Genomic DNA, 14,267 nt, shown 5'->3' with positions numbered 1-14,267 from the left:
GAACACCCTCCTTAATACGCTGACGGTAAGGCCAGGTGCCGCAGGGACAGTGCCAAAAGCGGGCGAATGTGCGCCAAAATGGGTGGCATTTCTCTTGTTCGACGGCTTCCAGCCCATTGACCTCGCCGGGCCGTGGCAGGCATTTGCCACGGCAAATGAAGAGGTGGGCGTTCCGGCGTATTGCCTGATCACCATGGCACAGAAGGACGTTGTAACGAGCGCCGATGGTGCACTGAAAATCCATGTGAACCACGATCTGGGGGCTGCCGCGGCATTGCCGATCGATGCGCTGGTGGTACCGGGCGGTGGCGGTATCCATGCGGCATGTGCCGATCTTCAATTGGTCAACTGGCTGCGGGAAAGAGACCAGGCCACACGTAGAACCTGCAGCGTTTGCACGGGGGCCTTCCTGCTCGCCGCCACCGGGCTGTTGAGTGGCCGGGAGGTCACCACCCACTGGCGATCCGCCGAGAGATTGCAGCGGGACTTTCCGGACCTCAGGGTTAACGACGACAAGATCTACTGCGAAAGCGGCAAGTACTGGACCACGGCGGGTGTTACCGCCGGTATCGACCTCGCGCTGGCCCTTATCGAGCGCGACCATGGCGCCGACATCTCGCAGCGCGTTGCGCGGCGGCTGCTTGTCTATTTACGCAGGGACGGCGATCAGCGCCAGTACAGCCAGGCCCTGAGGATTCAGGATCGGGCCGTTGCACCATTTCGCCAGTTGATCGAGTTGTTGCAGGCCCGGCTTGATCACGAATGGTCCGTCGACGAGATGGCGGATATGTGCAATATGTCCCGGCGCACTTTTCAGCGCAAGTTTGCGGAAAACTTCGGCATGGGCCCCATGGCCGCACTCAACAGCTTGCGGTGTGAACAGGCGGAAATCCTCGCCAGCTCGGGGCGTTTGTCGGGGAAGGAAGTCCAGAGGCATACCAGATCGACCCGGGGTATTTCCAGGACAGCGGCGCTTGCTGATCACCAAAGCCCCCGGGATTCACCGTCTGCACCCCGGGGGCGCCTATAAGTCAGTGCGTAGTTTCCAGATCTCAGGAAATAAAACCACATCCAGCATCTTGCGCAGGTAGCTGACGCCGCCGGTCCCACCCGTGCCGCGCTTGAACCCGATCACGCGTTCCACCGTGGTCACATGCCGGAAGCGCCAGAGCCGGAAAGCGTCTTCCAGGTCGGTGAGTTCTTCGCCGAGCTGGTAGAGGTCCCAGTATTTCTTCGGATCGCGATACACCACGAGCCAGGCCTGCTCAACCTCATCGCTTTCGACATAGCCTTGCGTCCAGTCGCGCTGCGTGTGGCTGGCCGGTACGGCCAGGCCGCGGCGGGCCAGCAGGCGCAGGGCTTCGTCGTAGAGTGACGGGGCCTCATACGCGGCTTGTACCTGCGCGAGCAGGTCGGGCCGGTGCGCATGCGGCTTGAGCATGGCGGCGTTCTTGTTGCCGAGTGCGAATTCGATGCAGCGGTATTGCGCGCTTTGAAAGCCGCTGGAGTTGGCCAGGTAAGGGCGTATCGCGCTGTACTCGGGCGGCGTCATGGTGGCCAGCACGTCCCAGGCGTGTACCAGCTGCTCCATGATCTTGCTCACGCGGGCCAGCATCTTGAAAGCGGCGCCCAGTTCGTCTTTCGCGACGTTGGCAATTGCCGCGCGCAGCTCGTGCAGCATCAGCTTCATCCAGAGTTCACTGGTCTGGTGCTGGATGATGAACAGCATTTCGTTGTGGTCGGGCGAGAGCGGTTTTTGTGCGCTGAGGATCGCGTCGAGCTGCAGGTAGTCGCCATAGCTCATCGACTGACTGAAGTCGAGCTGCGCTTTTTCGTCCCGTACGATGTCTGCGGGCGCTTGGGGTTTGTTGTCGTTGTTGTGGTTGTTCATCAGGTGACCGCGTGCTTCTGGTTGAATTCGGCCTTTTGCCACTCGGCGGTTGCCAGCACCTGCTTCAGATGCTCGACGGCATTCCACACGTCTTCAAAACCGATGTAGAGCGGCGTGAAGCCGAAGCGGAGGATGTCGAGGTGCTTGCCGGCGCCGCCGTCTCCGGCGCGGAAGTCGCCGATGACGCCGCGTGCGATCAGCGCCTGCACGATGGCGTAGGCGCCTTGGGTTTTGGTCAGACAGACCTGCGAGCCACGCTGGGCATGTTCGCGCGGTGTGGCCAGGCCCAGGCCGTGGCCGGCGCAGCGTTCTTCCACGAGTTGAATAAACAGGTCGGTCAGTGCCAGCGATTTTTTGCGCAGGGCCTGCATGCCACCGAACGTCTCGGCGGCCAGCACAGTGTCCAGTCCGCACTCCAGCGCGGTCATGCTCAGGATGGGCTGGGTGCCGCAGAGGTAACGTGAGATGCCTGCGGCAGGCCGGTAGTCCGGAGTGAATTCAAAAGGTGCTGCATGGCCCCACCAGCCGGCCAGCGGCTGCCAGAAGCGGTCTGCATGTTTGGGGTTGACCCAGACAAAGGCCGGCGCGCCGGGGCCACCGTTGAGGTACTTGTAGCCGCAGCCAATCGAGAAATCGGCTTTCGCCGCATTCAGGTCTACCGGCACGGCGCCCGCGCTGTGCGCCAGGTCCCAGACGGTGAGTACGCCTGCTGCATGCGCTGCGGCGGTTACGGCGGCCATGTCGTGCATGGCGCCGGTGCGGTAGTTCACGTGGGTCAGCATCAGCACGGCCACTTCGCTGGTGAGCGCGGCGGCAAGCTCTTCGGGCTCGACCAGTCGCAGCCGAAAGCCACGTTCACGGCACAGGGCTTCTGCGATGTAGAGGTCGGTCGGGAAGTTGCTGCGCTCGCTGACGATGACCTTGCGCGTGGGCGCGTCCTGGGCCGCGATGTGCAGTGCAGCGCTCAGCACCTTGTAGAGGTTGATGGACGTGCTGTCGGTGGCCACTACTTCGCCGGGGGCAGCACCTATCAGCCGGGCAATCTTGTTGCCCAGGCGTTGCGGCAGCTCAAACCAGCCGGCATTGTTCCAGGAGCGGATCAGGCCCTGGCCCCATTCGGCCGTCACGGCTTCAGCGACGCGAGCGGCGGCTGTTTTGGGCAGCACGCCCAGCGAATTGCCGTCGAGGTAGATCACATCTTCGGGCAAGGTGAATTGCTGGCGCAGCGTGCGCAGCGGGTCTTGCGCATCGAGGGCGCGGCAGTCTTGCAGAGTGGTCATGGAGTGGTCTTCATGGAAGTTCACGCAGGACTGCGCGAACGGGTGAGGCGTCGGCCCGGGTGAGTTTGAGCGGCAGGGCAATGAGTTCGTAGTCGCCTTCGGCCACGTCGTCGAGTACCAGGTTTTCGAGCACGCGCAGGCCGTGCGCCAGCAACTGGTGGTGGCTGGGCAAATCCTGGCTGGTGGCGGGGTCCACGCTGGGCGTGTCAATGCCGACAAGTGCTATGTTTTTGGTAGCTAGCAGCGCAAGCGTGGCGGGGGCTATGGCCGTAAATGACCCCCATGACTGACTGGCTGCCGCTGAGGTACGCAGCAACACGCGGGGCGGCAGGTTTTCCAGCGCATGGGCGATGTGTTCCGGCTGCACCAGCGGGCCGCAGTCCATGCAGTGGATCACGCGGCACGGCCCGAGGTAGGGCGCGAGGTCGAGTTCGCCGACGCTTGTTTCACCGTTGGCATAGTGCAGCGGCGCATCGGCATGCGCGCCGGTGTGGGGCGATAGTGTGATGCTGTTGACGTTGACCGGGCAGTCCGGCGCCAGTGAAAAATGCAACTGCTGCGAATAGGCCGTGTCGCCGGGGAACACCGGGGCGTTTTCATCCACCGACGGTGAGATGTCCCAGAGTTTTCGCGGTGGTGATGTGGTGGAAGCGGAGGTGCGGGCTGTCATGGGTGCAAAGGTAGCACCGGCAAAAAAGCCGTGGTGTCGGTTATTTCCAACAATCTCAAAAATAGTTGAAACCTAAAGTACCTGGCAAAAGCGGGCCGCGCAGTCGTCGGGCGCGGCCTGTGGAATCCGTCAGCCTCGGGCACAATTAAAGGCTGTAGCGCTCGTTGCGGCATCGATTTACCAGAACACCTTTACAACCCCCTTCAAAGAGACAAAAGGCACACCATGAATTCCGAGAACAAGTCCAGCGGCAAAGTCGCACTCGTCACCGGCGCGGGCACCGGCATTGGCAAGGCTGTGGCCCTGGCCTTGCTGCGTGAAGGCTACAGCGTGGCGCTGGTGGGCCGTCGCGCCGAACCGCTCAACGAGGTTGCCAAAGAGTCGGGCACAGACCGCGCACTGGCTTTGCCGACCGACGTGAGCCAGCCTGACTCCGTGGCGGCGGCATTCGCCAGGGTCAAGGAAAAGTTCGGCCGGCTGGACTTGCTGTTCAACAACGCCGGTGTGGGCGCGCCGCCCGTCAACCTCGAAGACATCACGTTTGAGCAGTGGACCAATGTGGTCAACATCAACCTGACCGGCTCCTTTCTCTGTGCGCAGGCCGCCATCAAGCTGATGAAAGACCAGTTGCCCCAGGGCGGCCGCATCATCAACAACGGCTCGATTTCCGCCCATGCGCCTCGGCCCAACTCAGCGCCTTATACCTCGACCAAACACGCCATCACGGGCCTGACCAAGTCGATCTCGCTGGACGGGCGCAAGTACAACATCGCCTGCGGCCAGATCGACATCGGCAATGCCATGACGGAGCTTGCGGCCCGCATGGCCAAGGGCGTGCCCCAGGCCAACGGCGAGATCGCCATTGAGCCGATGATGGATGCGAAGGAAGTCGCCGATGCGGTGGTGCACATGGCGTCGCTGCCGCTGTCGACCAATGTGCAGTTCATGACCATCATGGCCACGAAGATGCCGTTTGTGGGCCGCGGTTGAGGGATGTTGTGTTGAGCCCGACGCATATTGCTCAAGGTATGCATGGTGCATAGCCAGGGCAATTGAGGGTTGCATGAAATGTGTTGTATTGTATGTATATGAGCAATACAGCATCTGATCTGGAACAGTACCTCGAAGAGTTGGCACGTACTGCCCAGCCCGGGGATCGCCTTCCGACCATTCGGGATTTGATGCGCCGGTTTGCCGTCTCCCAGATGGTGATTCAGCGCGCCTTCCAGGGCTTGAAAGCCAGGGGACTGATTGCATCGCAGGTAGGCCGTGGCACCTATTTTCGCGTGGAGGGTGAAGCCACCGGTGCCAGTCCGGGCGCCCAGCCATCGGCCGGCAGATCCGTGTTGCTGCTGCGCCGTTCCATCAGCATTGCCCGCGGCCGTGTGTTGATAGAAGGGCTTCAGCGCCGCTTTACCGCCGACGGCCACCGTGTACTGGAAGTTTCCTACACCGATCCCGCCCACGCGCGGACCATCTTGAAGGGTTCGCCCCGCTTTGACGCCTGCGTGGTTCAGTCGAGCTACAAAACCATCACGATTGATTTGCTCGCAGCGCTGAAAGAGAAATGTGATGCGTTGGCCGTGGATGGCGCGGCCCTCGCTGGAGCTGACGTCGAGGTGGTCGGCATGGAATGGGGAGAGCCGCTGGCTGCGGCGATCACGCTTTTGCAGCAGCAAGGCCATACGCGCATTGCGTATGCAACGACGTCGCACCCATTTCTGGCAACCCAGATGGGACGGCGGCGGTTCGACTACCTACAGACCACCCTGACAGGAATTGAGCTTCAGGCGATCACTGTGCCGCACCTGCCTGATGAGAACTACGAAGCGGTGCTTGTGGGGATGATCAAGGCCAGTCTGGATGCCTCGGGGCAGCTACCTTTCACCGCGTTGGTGGCGTGGGGCATCGAAGATGGCGCCAGATTCCGGGAACTGCTGCAAGAAGCCGGCGTTGGCATACCCGCACTGCTGAGCGTGGTGTTGCTGGGGCGTACGGATCTGGCGAACGAGCACGCCAACTTCTTTGACACGGTCGGATGCAGCGTGGCCGATCAGATCGAATATTTGTATCAGGCCATCAATGCACGATGGGCCGACCCCTCAATCCCCTATGGCGTACGCCTGATTCCTGTCACCCGAAAAGCGGGTCAATCCATTGCAGTGCTGCCGTCTGCTGGCCAGCCGGCGGCGCAGGCTTCCCGCAAACCCGTCAAAACCCCCGGCGAAGCGCTTGCCGGGTCTTGATCATTTAGCCGAACGCGTGCTGTTACGCCTGGAATTCGATGGCAGAAACGGGCAGTGTGCGACCCTCTCGCGCACTCCGCAGTCCTAGCTCAATCAAACCGATGACCTGCATCGCCTCATTGGCCGTGACGGGGTTGACTCCCTTGCCATGGATGGCATCGCGTACTGCGCTGTAGTAGGCAGGGTAGTCACCCGCAACGCAGTTTATTTCGCGCCTTGCGCAAACGCCGTCAAGCCAAACTGAAACCGCGGCAGGCAAGTGATCAACCCCCCAGTCCCGCGCGGGCGGTCGCTTTCCGGCTTTTAGCGCATCCTCTTGTGGATCAAGCCCCATCTTGACGAAACTGCCCAGGCTTCCATGCAGCGTGAAGCGCGGCCCCGGGATCAGCGCCAGAGCGCTGCCATGCAGAATGATCCGGCTTTGGCCATAGCGCAACACGGCGTGAAACCAGTCGGGAGTTTTTGCGCCATTGCGTTGCTGTGCGAGGTCAAGCGCAATCGATTCGGGAAGCCCGAATAGCTGCAACGCCTGATCCAGTAAATGTGCTCCAAGGTCGTACCACAGTCCGCCGCCCGTATCAGCTTGTTCGCGCCAACGGCCAAGAACTTCCGGCCGGTAACGATCAAAGTGCGACTCAAAATGAACGATTTTCCCCAGTTCACCGGAAGCAATGACCTGGCGCACCGTAAGGAAGTCTGCATCCCAGCGCCGATTGTGGAAGACGGAGAGCAGGCACCCAGTGGTTTGCTCTTTTGCCTGCAATTGCCGCGCTTCGTCCAACGTTACCGTAAAGGGTTTGTCGACCACCACATGCTTGCCTGCGGCCAGCCCCGCGCAAGCGAGCGAAAAATGTGTGTCGTTGGGTGTTGGTATCACCACAAGGTCAATGTCCGGACGCGCAAAAAGCCGCTCTGCAGTTGCCTCGACCTGCACATCGGGCCAGTCGGCATACACTTTGGAAGGATCGCTGCTTGAAATCGCAGCAAGCCTGAGCCCCGGGACTCCTGCTATCAAAGGCGCATGAAACGTTTTGGTGGCGTAACCGTAACCGACGATGCCAACGGAGAGAGTTTTAAGCACTAGGTGTCCCTTTTAGGTTGACCGCTTATCGAGGTTGCGTCACGCGCTCGACCGTCTCAATCGTGATTGCCGCCGATTCGCCCACATAGTTGCTCGCAACAAGTGCCAGGGCCAGGCCCTCAGGAAGCCCATGCTTTGCAAACATCGGGTGCTCACTGATGCTTGTTATAAACGGAACGCCTTCGGATTGGGACCGTTGCGCTGCTTCGTAGAGTACCTTGTGTGCTTCGTGGCGTCCCATCAGCCTGGTCAGCCGCATCATGACGGCTTCTGAAGCGATCAGGCCGTTCGATAATTCAAGATTGTGCCGCATCGCCTCAGTGTTCACGGTGAGACCCTTTGCCAGTGTGGCAAGGGTTTCGGCAATAGACGCCGAGATGATGGCGATTTCTGGAAGCAAGGTGTCGGTCACGTTGGTTGCCGACGAGTCGCCTTCGTCCATGCGCACCATGGCTTCAAGGGCCGCAGGCACCCGCATCCGCATCATGCGCGCAAGACTGACCAGCAGCAGCGCGGTGGAAGGATTGCGTTTCTGCGCCATGGTCGAGCTGCCTACCTTGCCCATATGAAACGCCTCCGCAACCTCCCCGATTTCTGTGCGCTGCATGAATACGATGTCTTGCGCGATTTTCTGCGCCGTCCCCGCAAGCAGTCCCAGCGCTGAAATGTAGTCGCACACGCGGTCGTAAGACGAACGGCTTGGCAGCCCGGCTGGCGGTAACCCGAGTTGCTCAGCCATGCGGGCTTCCACGGCCCGGCCTTTGATGCCCATCGCCGCGAAAGTGCCTATCGCACCGCCCATACAAGCGACGAACGATGAGGCCAGGCGCAGCATCAGGCGGTCGCGGTCCCTGTCCAGTTCGTCGATCCAGCCGGCAAGCTTGAAGCCGAACGTCATTGGCAACGCATGCTGGCCGTGTGTGCGGCCCGCCATCACCGTGGCCCGGTGTTCCTGCGCCAGCTTGCCAAGTGCGGCGATGGCTGCATCCAGATGGCCCGTCAACAAGTGGTGTGTCTCACGCATCTGCAGTGAACTTGCGGTATCGAAGATGTTCTGGGTCGTCGCCCCCCAATGGATATAGCCCGCTGCCGGGTCGCCACACAGTTCTTCGAACTGGGAGAGGACGGGAACGAGCGGATGTTGAGTAAACGCGATGTCCCGGGACAGGCGTTCCAGATCGAAGAGCCGGGCATCGGCCTTCTTCCCGATGATTTGCGCGGCCTCGGCGGGAATGACACCAAGCTCGGCCTGGGCACGAGCCAGTGCTGCTTCGACATCGAGCCATACCTGCAAAGTGGCCCTGTCGCTCCAGATGCGCTTGGCTTCGCCGCTGAACCAGTGGCCGGTGATAAATGACTCAAACATACTTGTATTCATGGGCTGCTTTGCTTGAAGCGGTATGCCTGTATTGGCCATGCTCGCTTAAAAATTTGTGATAGATACATATTGTATTTAAGTAATATCATGTTTTATATTGGATAAATTTGAAATTAATACAATTTACAATAAATATAAATACAATATACTCGCCATGCATTCAGCTGGTACATAAAACATGGAGACACGTCATGGAAGATTTTTTTGCTCGCCAGCGAGCCGGGCGTCGCAGGCTGTTGAACCAGCTTGCCTTGCTGGGCGCCGGCGCGTTATTACCGGGCATTGGCCGCGCACAATCGGACAAGCCTGTATCGCTGATAGTCGGGTACTCTGCCGGCGGCAGTGCCGATCTGGTCGCCCGCGTTGTGGGTACCGAGCTGTCAAAGCGCCTGGGGCGCCAGGTCATCGTCGAGAACGTTGCGGGCGCCAGCGGCATGATCGCCGCGCAAAAAGTGCTCAATGCGCCAGCTGACGGTAACCTCATCTACATGGGCGGCACGGATACCGTGCTGGTGCCCATGGTCAATCCGAAGACCAGGCTTGATTGGGAGAAGGACCTTCTGCCGGTTGGAAGAATGACCACGGTGCCCCTGGTATTCGCGGTCCCCGCGGGTTCGCCCCACGCGACGCTTTCCGACCTGGCGGGCGCGCTGAGAAAAAGCGGTAAAGAGAACTTCAATTACGCAACGCCCGGAATTGCGACGATGCAACATCTCTACGGGTCGCTTATCAATAAGCGGGCGAAGGTGGAAATGTTGCATATCCCGTACCGTGGTGGTGCCCAGATCGTGAATGATCTTGTTGGTGGCCAGGTGGACAGCGCGGTGCTGGTCTTGTCGACGGCAATGCCCTTTCTCAAGGAGGGCAAGATCAAGGCCTTGTCGGTGTCTGATGGTGCACGCGTTCCGCAGCTGCCGAATGTCAGGCGCATTGGCGAGGAAGAGGGCTTCAACGGAATTTCACTGCCGCTCTGGCAAGGCCTGTTTGTGAAAGCGGGAACCTCCCCCTCTATCGTGGCCGCTTATGAAAAGGCATTGCTGGACGCCCTCGCGCAGCCCGACGTGCGCACAAAGCTGGCGGAAGCCGGCATCACGGTCGCTCCGATGACCGGCCGTGAGCTTCGTGCGTTCGTCGGTCCACAGGCCGCGCTGTACCGCGAGATTGTGAAGACCGCAAAAATCACCATGGAATGACAAGCGGCTCATCCTGGCCCGGTTGCGATGAAAAAAAGATGACGGCATTGCCCGTCAGTCCTGGCGGCGATGGGCGGCTTTTGGCCGACATAGGCGGGACCAATGCGCGCTTCGCATGGCAGACCAGTGCCGGAGAATCCATCAATGACCTGGTGATATTGCCTTGTGCAGGATACGCCAGCCTTGCGGATGCAATCCGGCATTACCTGGGCGTCATGGGGCGAAGCGCCCCTCCTGACTGCGCAATCGCGATTGCCAATCCAGTGCATGGGGATCAGGTGCGAATGACCAATCATCGTTGGACTTTCTCGATCAAGGCACTGAAAGAGCAATTTGGATTCGCGAAGCTGCGGGTGCTGAATGACTTTACGGCGCTGGCCCTGGCGCTGCCCACGCTGAAGCCGGAGGAGTTGCGTCAGGTTCAGGGCGCAAAGGCCGCCTCTTTCGCTGCGATGGGTCTGATTGGGCCCGGTACCGGTTTGGGTGTTTCCGGGCTGTTGCCCGACGGCAGGGGCGGCTGGACCCCGATCGAGGGGGAAGGCGGACATGCCACTTTGGCGGCTTGCACTCCGCGTGAGCAAGCGGTACTTCATTGGTTAAGCCGCCGCTACGGTCACGTTTCGGCCGAGAGAGCCGTGTGCGGCCAGGGCCTGGTGGATATTTACCATGCCGTCAAAGAAGCCGACGGCTACGCACCTGATGTCAGACTTGATGCGGCGGGCGTAGCGTCAGCGGCTCTGGATGGGCGTGATCCCTGGTCTCGCGAGGCGCTCGATCTTTTCTGCGCATTCCTCGGAACGGTCGCGGGTAATCTGGCACTGACGCTCGGGGCTCGCGGCGGGATATTTATCGGCGGCGGCATCGTTCCGCGCATGGGAAAAGTTTTCGAGCGTACGGCGTTTGGGCAACGCTTCAAGGCAAAGGGCCGCTTTGCAGGGTTCCTGACAGACGTGCCGGTGTATGTCATTCAGTCCGGGCAATCACCTGCGCTTCGCGGTGCCGCAATTGCGTTGGACAGCCCGTCCGCTTCAGCGCCTGGTGTTCCGCGAGAAGGGTGACACGGCTCGCAGTGCCGATGGAGCCCACGCTCTATCGTTGATCCCTCAGCGTTTACGCGAGCTGCCCGAGCAAAAGGAACTCCATGAGTGCCTTTTGTGCGTGCATCCTGTTTTGGCTTCGGCACGCAGCCTGCGGTTGCTTCACGTGCGCTTTGCGCACATGAGCCTGCACCGAAACAGGCTACCGGCGCTTTGCGCCTGCACTCGCGTGTTACGCGAGCTGCCCGAGCAAAAGGAACTCCATGAGTGCCTTTTGCGCATGCATCCTGTTTTCAGCCTCATCCCAGACGACGGACTGCGGGCCGTCGATCACGTCGGCTTCGACTTCTTCGCCGCGGTGGGCAGGCAGGCAGTGCATGAAAAGCGCATCGGGCTTGGCCGCGGCCATCATCTCGGCGTCCACGCACCAGTCGGCGAAAGCTTTCTTGCGTGCTTCGTTTTCGGCCTCATAGCCCATGCTGGTCCATACGTCGGTGGTGACCAGGTCGGCACCAGCGCAGGCCTGCATCGGGTCCTTGAAGACTTTGTAGCTTTCGGCCGAACGGATGCCCGCGATGGACTGGTCAACCTCGTAGCCGCCCGGGGTGCTCACGTGCACCTTGAAGCCGAGGATTTCGCTGGCCTGCAGCCAGGTATTGGCCATGTTGTTGCCGTCGCCCACCCAGGCCACTGTCTTGCCTTTGATGGAGCCGCGGTGCTCGATGTAGGTGAAGATGTCGGCCAGGATCTGGCAGGGATGGAATTCGTTGGTCAGGCCGTTGATGACCGGCACGCGCGAGTGCTCGGCGAAGCGGTCGATCTTGGTCTGCTCGAAGGTGCGGATCATCACCAGGTCGACCATGCGGCTGATGACCTTGGCGCTGTCTTCAATCGGCTCGGCGCGGCCCAGCTGGCTGTCGCCGGTTGTCAGGTGCACCACACTGCCGCCCAGTTGGTACATGCCGGCTTCAAAGCTCACGCGCGTACGCGTCGAGGCTTTTTCGAAAATCATCGCCAGCGTGCGGTCGACCAGTGGCTGGTGTTTTTCGTAGGTCTTGAATTTCTTCTTGATGATGGCGGCACGCTCAAACAAGTAGGCGTATTCGGCCGCGTTCAGGTCACTGAACTGCAGGTAATGCCGCACTAAAGGAGCCCCCACGCTTGCCACTGCGTGTGCTGCGCTGCCCCCCGAGGGGGCTAATTTTCCTTGGGGCGGCCCGGCGGAAAATTCTTTCGTTGCGGTCATGCTGATTTTTCTTTCAAAAGCTGCTTGATCAGCGGAACCAGGATGGCCACCGCTTCGTCGGCCTCGGCCGTGGTCATGATCAGTGAAGGCACCATGCGGATCACGGTGTCGGCGGTCACGCTCAGCAGCAAGCCGTTTTCTGCGGCGCGGGCGAGAAGTTCGCCGCAGGGCACCGTGAGCTCAATGCCCAGCATCAGGCCGCGGCCGCGGATTTCTTTCAGGCCCTTTTCACCGGCGAGTTCGCGAGCCAGCGCCGCGCGCAGGTGTTCGCCCACCTTTACCGCATTGGCCAGCAGGCCTTCTTCTTCCATGATACGCAGGGTTTCCACACCGGCGCGCATGGCGAGCGGGTTGCCGCCGAACGTGGTGCCGTGGTTGCCGGGGCCAAAGATGTGGGCGGCTTTGGGGCCGGCCACCACCGCGCCAATCGGCACACCGGAACCCAGGCCTTTGGCCAGCGGCATCACGTCAGGCTTGATGCCCGACCATTGGTGGGCAAACCATTTGCCGGTGCGGCCCATGCCGCACTGCACCTCGTCGATCATCAGCAGCCAGTCGCGCTCGTCGCAGAGGGCCCGCACTTCGCGCAGGTAGTCGTCCTTCATGCTGTTGATGCCGCCTTCGCCCTGGATGGCTTCAAAAAACACCGCGACCACGTTGGGGTTGTTGGCGGTGGCGGCTTTCAGCGCGTCGATGTTGTTCAGCGGTACCCGGATAAAGCCTTCGACCAGCGGGCCGAAGCCGGCCTGCACCTTCGGGTTGCCGGTGGCGCTCAGGGTGGCGATGCTGCGGCCGTGGAAGGCTTTTTCATAGACGACGATTTCCGGGCGCTCAATGCCTTTGTCGTGGCCGAACTTGCGCGCCAGCTTGAGCGCGGCTTCGTTGGCTTCCAGGCCGGTAGAGCAGAAAAACACGTTTTCCAGGCCCGACAGTTCGACCAGTTTGGCGGCCAGGGTTTCCTGCAGCGGCACATGGTAGTAATTGGAGCTGTGAATGATCTTGGCAATCTGCTCTTGCAGGGCCGGCACCAGCTTGGGGTGGTTGTGGCCCAGGGTGTTGACGGCGATGCCGCCCAGCGCGTCGAGGTAAGCCTTGCCGTTGACGTCCCAGACGCGGCAGCCCTGGCCGTGGTCCAGCGCGATGGGCAGGCGGCCATAGGTGTTCATCACGTGAGGGGAGGCGGCTTCGATGTGCTTGGGCAGGGCTGCGGTCATGGAGAACTCCGGAACAAGGGCTGTGACAGTGTGGAAAATCGGAGGCCCGCGACAAGTGAAGCGGGCCTGGGCTGATTTTAGGCGCAGAGTTTGCGGGCTTTTGTGACGATCCTGCATCACTGCAATGCAGGCGCCTGGCGCCTCCTGATGTTGAAAATCAGGCATCAAGTCTTATATAAGAGTCGCAAATAAGATAGAATTGTTGTGCGGTGCAGCATGGGGTGAATACGATCCCCTTCCCACGTCAGGCGCCGCAAAAACCCTCCATCCGATGGTCTCCAACACCGCCAAAGAAGTCTTCATTCAGGGTATTACCCGCGACGGCAAAACCTTCCGGCCCAGCGACTGGGCCGACAGGTTGTGCGGCGTGATGAGTCATTTCCGCCCGGGCGGCCCGCAGCCCGGCAGCCACCTGACCTACTCCCCCTGGTGCGTGCCCACCGTCATCAACGGCGTCAAGTGTGTGGTCGTTAACTCAGAGCTGCGCGAGGCCGAGCCCATGGCCTGGGACTTCGCCATCAACTTCGCCAAAGACAACGATTTACAGGTGGCCGAAGCCTGTTTAATTCCGGATCCCCCGCGCAAAGACTGAGGTTTTCGAAGCGCCCAACAAAAAAGCCGTCTTTCGACGGCTTTTTTGCTTTGCTGCAGCGCACCCTACAAAACGGCGGACGGTATTTTCGTTAGAAAGATGCCGTCCGGGCGATTTGCCTGATTGCTCAGGCGGCCTTTGCGGGGGCCAGTGCCAGGGCTTTCACCTTGGCGGACAGGCGGCTCTTGTCGCGCGCTGCCTTGTTCTTGTGGAAGATGCCCTTGTCGGCAACCGTGTCCACAATGCTTTGGGCCTTGGCGAACAGGTCCTTGGCTTTGTCTTTGTCACCGGCTGCAACGGCTTTTTCGACGTTTTTCACAGCGGTGCGGTATTTGGAGCGCAGCGAGGTGTTCGCAGCGTTGAGTTTGACGTCCTGGCGGACGCGTTTACGGCCCGACGCGAGGCGGGGGTTCTTTTTCTTGGGTTTGGCGGTAGCCAT

At 60.6% G+C, this 14,267-nt stretch carries 14 protein-coding genes; 6 read left to right on the top strand and 8 right to left on the bottom strand.

Features of this window, described 5'->3' with window-relative positions; genetic code table 11:
• The first annotated feature begins 82 nt into the window (after positions 1-82).
• A complete protein-coding gene (locus AC1DU8_RS15140) occupies positions 83-1,030 on the top strand; it encodes a GlxA family transcriptional regulator (RefSeq protein WP_477666393.1) in 948 nt (315 codons plus the stop codon).
• On the opposite strand, the gene kynA is transcribed toward AC1DU8_RS15140, so the two are convergent.
• Genes kynA through kynB form a run of 3 tightly spaced genes read right to left on the bottom strand, consistent with a single transcriptional unit; the run spans position 1,025 to position 3,841 of the window.
• Positions 1,025-1,891, bottom strand: a complete 867-nt coding sequence (gene kynA / locus AC1DU8_RS15135) for a tryptophan 2,3-dioxygenase (protein WP_457279312.1) — start codon at positions 1,889-1,891, stop codon at positions 1,025-1,027. The two genes, AC1DU8_RS15140 and kynA, sit on opposite strands and share 6 nt — an antisense overlap.
• Positions 1,891-3,171, bottom strand: coding sequence for a kynureninase (kynU, locus tag AC1DU8_RS15130; RefSeq protein WP_477666270.1), 1,281 nt, complete (start codon positions 3,169-3,171; stop codon positions 1,891-1,893). The genes kynA and kynU overlap by 1 nt, the downstream gene beginning before the upstream one ends.
• Before the next feature lie 10 nt (positions 3,172-3,181).
• On the bottom strand, positions 3,182-3,841 hold the full coding sequence (gene kynB / locus AC1DU8_RS15125) for an arylformamidase (RefSeq protein ID WP_477666271.1): 660 nt from the start codon (positions 3,839-3,841) through the stop codon (positions 3,182-3,184).
• Between the two features lie 225 nt (positions 3,842-4,066).
• Between kynB and AC1DU8_RS15120 the strand changes: the two genes are divergently transcribed.
• On the top strand, positions 4,067-4,831 hold the full coding sequence (locus AC1DU8_RS15120) for an SDR family oxidoreductase (protein ID WP_477666272.1): 765 nt from the start codon (positions 4,067-4,069) through the stop codon (positions 4,829-4,831).
• Between the two features lie 98 nt (positions 4,832-4,929).
• Positions 4,930-6,087, top strand: a complete 1,158-nt coding sequence (locus AC1DU8_RS15115; protein WP_477726938.1) for a GntR family transcriptional regulator — start codon at positions 4,930-4,932, stop codon at positions 6,085-6,087.
• Between the two features lie 22 nt (positions 6,088-6,109).
• On the opposite strand, the gene AC1DU8_RS15110 is transcribed toward AC1DU8_RS15115, so the two are convergent.
• Positions 6,110-7,168 (bottom strand): oxidoreductase, encoded by a 1,059-nt coding sequence (locus AC1DU8_RS15110; RefSeq protein ID WP_477688779.1) that lies wholly within the window; start codon positions 7,166-7,168, stop codon positions 6,110-6,112.
• A gap of 25 nt (positions 7,169-7,193) precedes the next feature.
• Positions 7,194-8,546 carry a class-II fumarase/aspartase family protein gene (locus AC1DU8_RS15105; protein WP_477726937.1) on the bottom strand — a complete coding sequence of 451 codons (1,353 nt, stop codon included), beginning with the start codon at positions 8,544-8,546 and terminating at the stop codon, positions 7,194-7,196.
• Positions 8,547-8,737: 191 nt separating this feature from the next.
• On the opposite strand from AC1DU8_RS15105, the gene AC1DU8_RS15100 reads away from it, so the two are divergent.
• Together AC1DU8_RS15100 and glk are read left to right on the top strand one after the other, a co-directional pair.
• Entirely contained in the window at positions 8,738-9,739 is a 1,002-nt protein-coding gene (locus tag AC1DU8_RS15100) for a Bug family tripartite tricarboxylate transporter substrate binding protein (RefSeq protein ID WP_477726936.1), read from the top strand.
• The gene (glk, locus tag AC1DU8_RS15095; RefSeq protein ID WP_477726935.1) at positions 9,736-10,797 is read left to right on the top strand and encodes a glucokinase; all 1,062 of its coding nucleotides are present in this window, start codon (positions 9,736-9,738) and stop codon (positions 10,795-10,797) included. Before AC1DU8_RS15100 ends, glk begins: the two co-directional genes overlap by 4 nt.
• Before the next feature lie 211 nt (positions 10,798-11,008).
• Here glk and argF read toward each other — a convergent pair whose 3' ends face one another.
• Both argF and AC1DU8_RS15085 read right to left on the bottom strand, forming a co-directional pair.
• Positions 11,009-11,920 (bottom strand): ornithine carbamoyltransferase, encoded by a 912-nt coding sequence (argF, locus tag AC1DU8_RS15090; RefSeq protein WP_457279796.1) that lies wholly within the window; start codon positions 11,918-11,920, stop codon positions 11,009-11,011.
• A gap of 98 nt (positions 11,921-12,018) precedes the next feature.
• Positions 12,019-13,236 carry an aspartate aminotransferase family protein gene (locus tag AC1DU8_RS15085; RefSeq protein WP_457279303.1) on the bottom strand — a complete coding sequence of 406 codons (1,218 nt, stop codon included), beginning with the start codon at positions 13,234-13,236 and terminating at the stop codon, positions 12,019-12,021.
• A 271-nt stretch (positions 13,237-13,507) separates the two neighbouring features.
• On the opposite strand from AC1DU8_RS15085, the gene AC1DU8_RS15080 reads away from it, so the two are divergent.
• Complete coding sequence (locus AC1DU8_RS15080; RefSeq protein WP_411885285.1) at positions 13,508-13,828, top strand: DUF3579 domain-containing protein; 321 nt, start codon at positions 13,508-13,510, stop codon at positions 13,826-13,828.
• Between the two features lie 127 nt (positions 13,829-13,955).
• On the opposite strand, the gene rpsT is transcribed toward AC1DU8_RS15080, so the two are convergent.
• The gene (gene rpsT / locus AC1DU8_RS15075; RefSeq protein ID WP_007864125.1) at positions 13,956-14,267 is read right to left on the bottom strand and encodes a 30S ribosomal protein S20; all 312 of its coding nucleotides are present in this window, start codon (positions 14,265-14,267) and stop codon (positions 13,956-13,958) included.

This window comes from Polaromonas sp. P3_A5, assembly GCF_056403055.1.
Note: the sequence above shows the minus strand (reverse complement) of the source record. Positions and strands in the feature narration are given on the sequence as shown.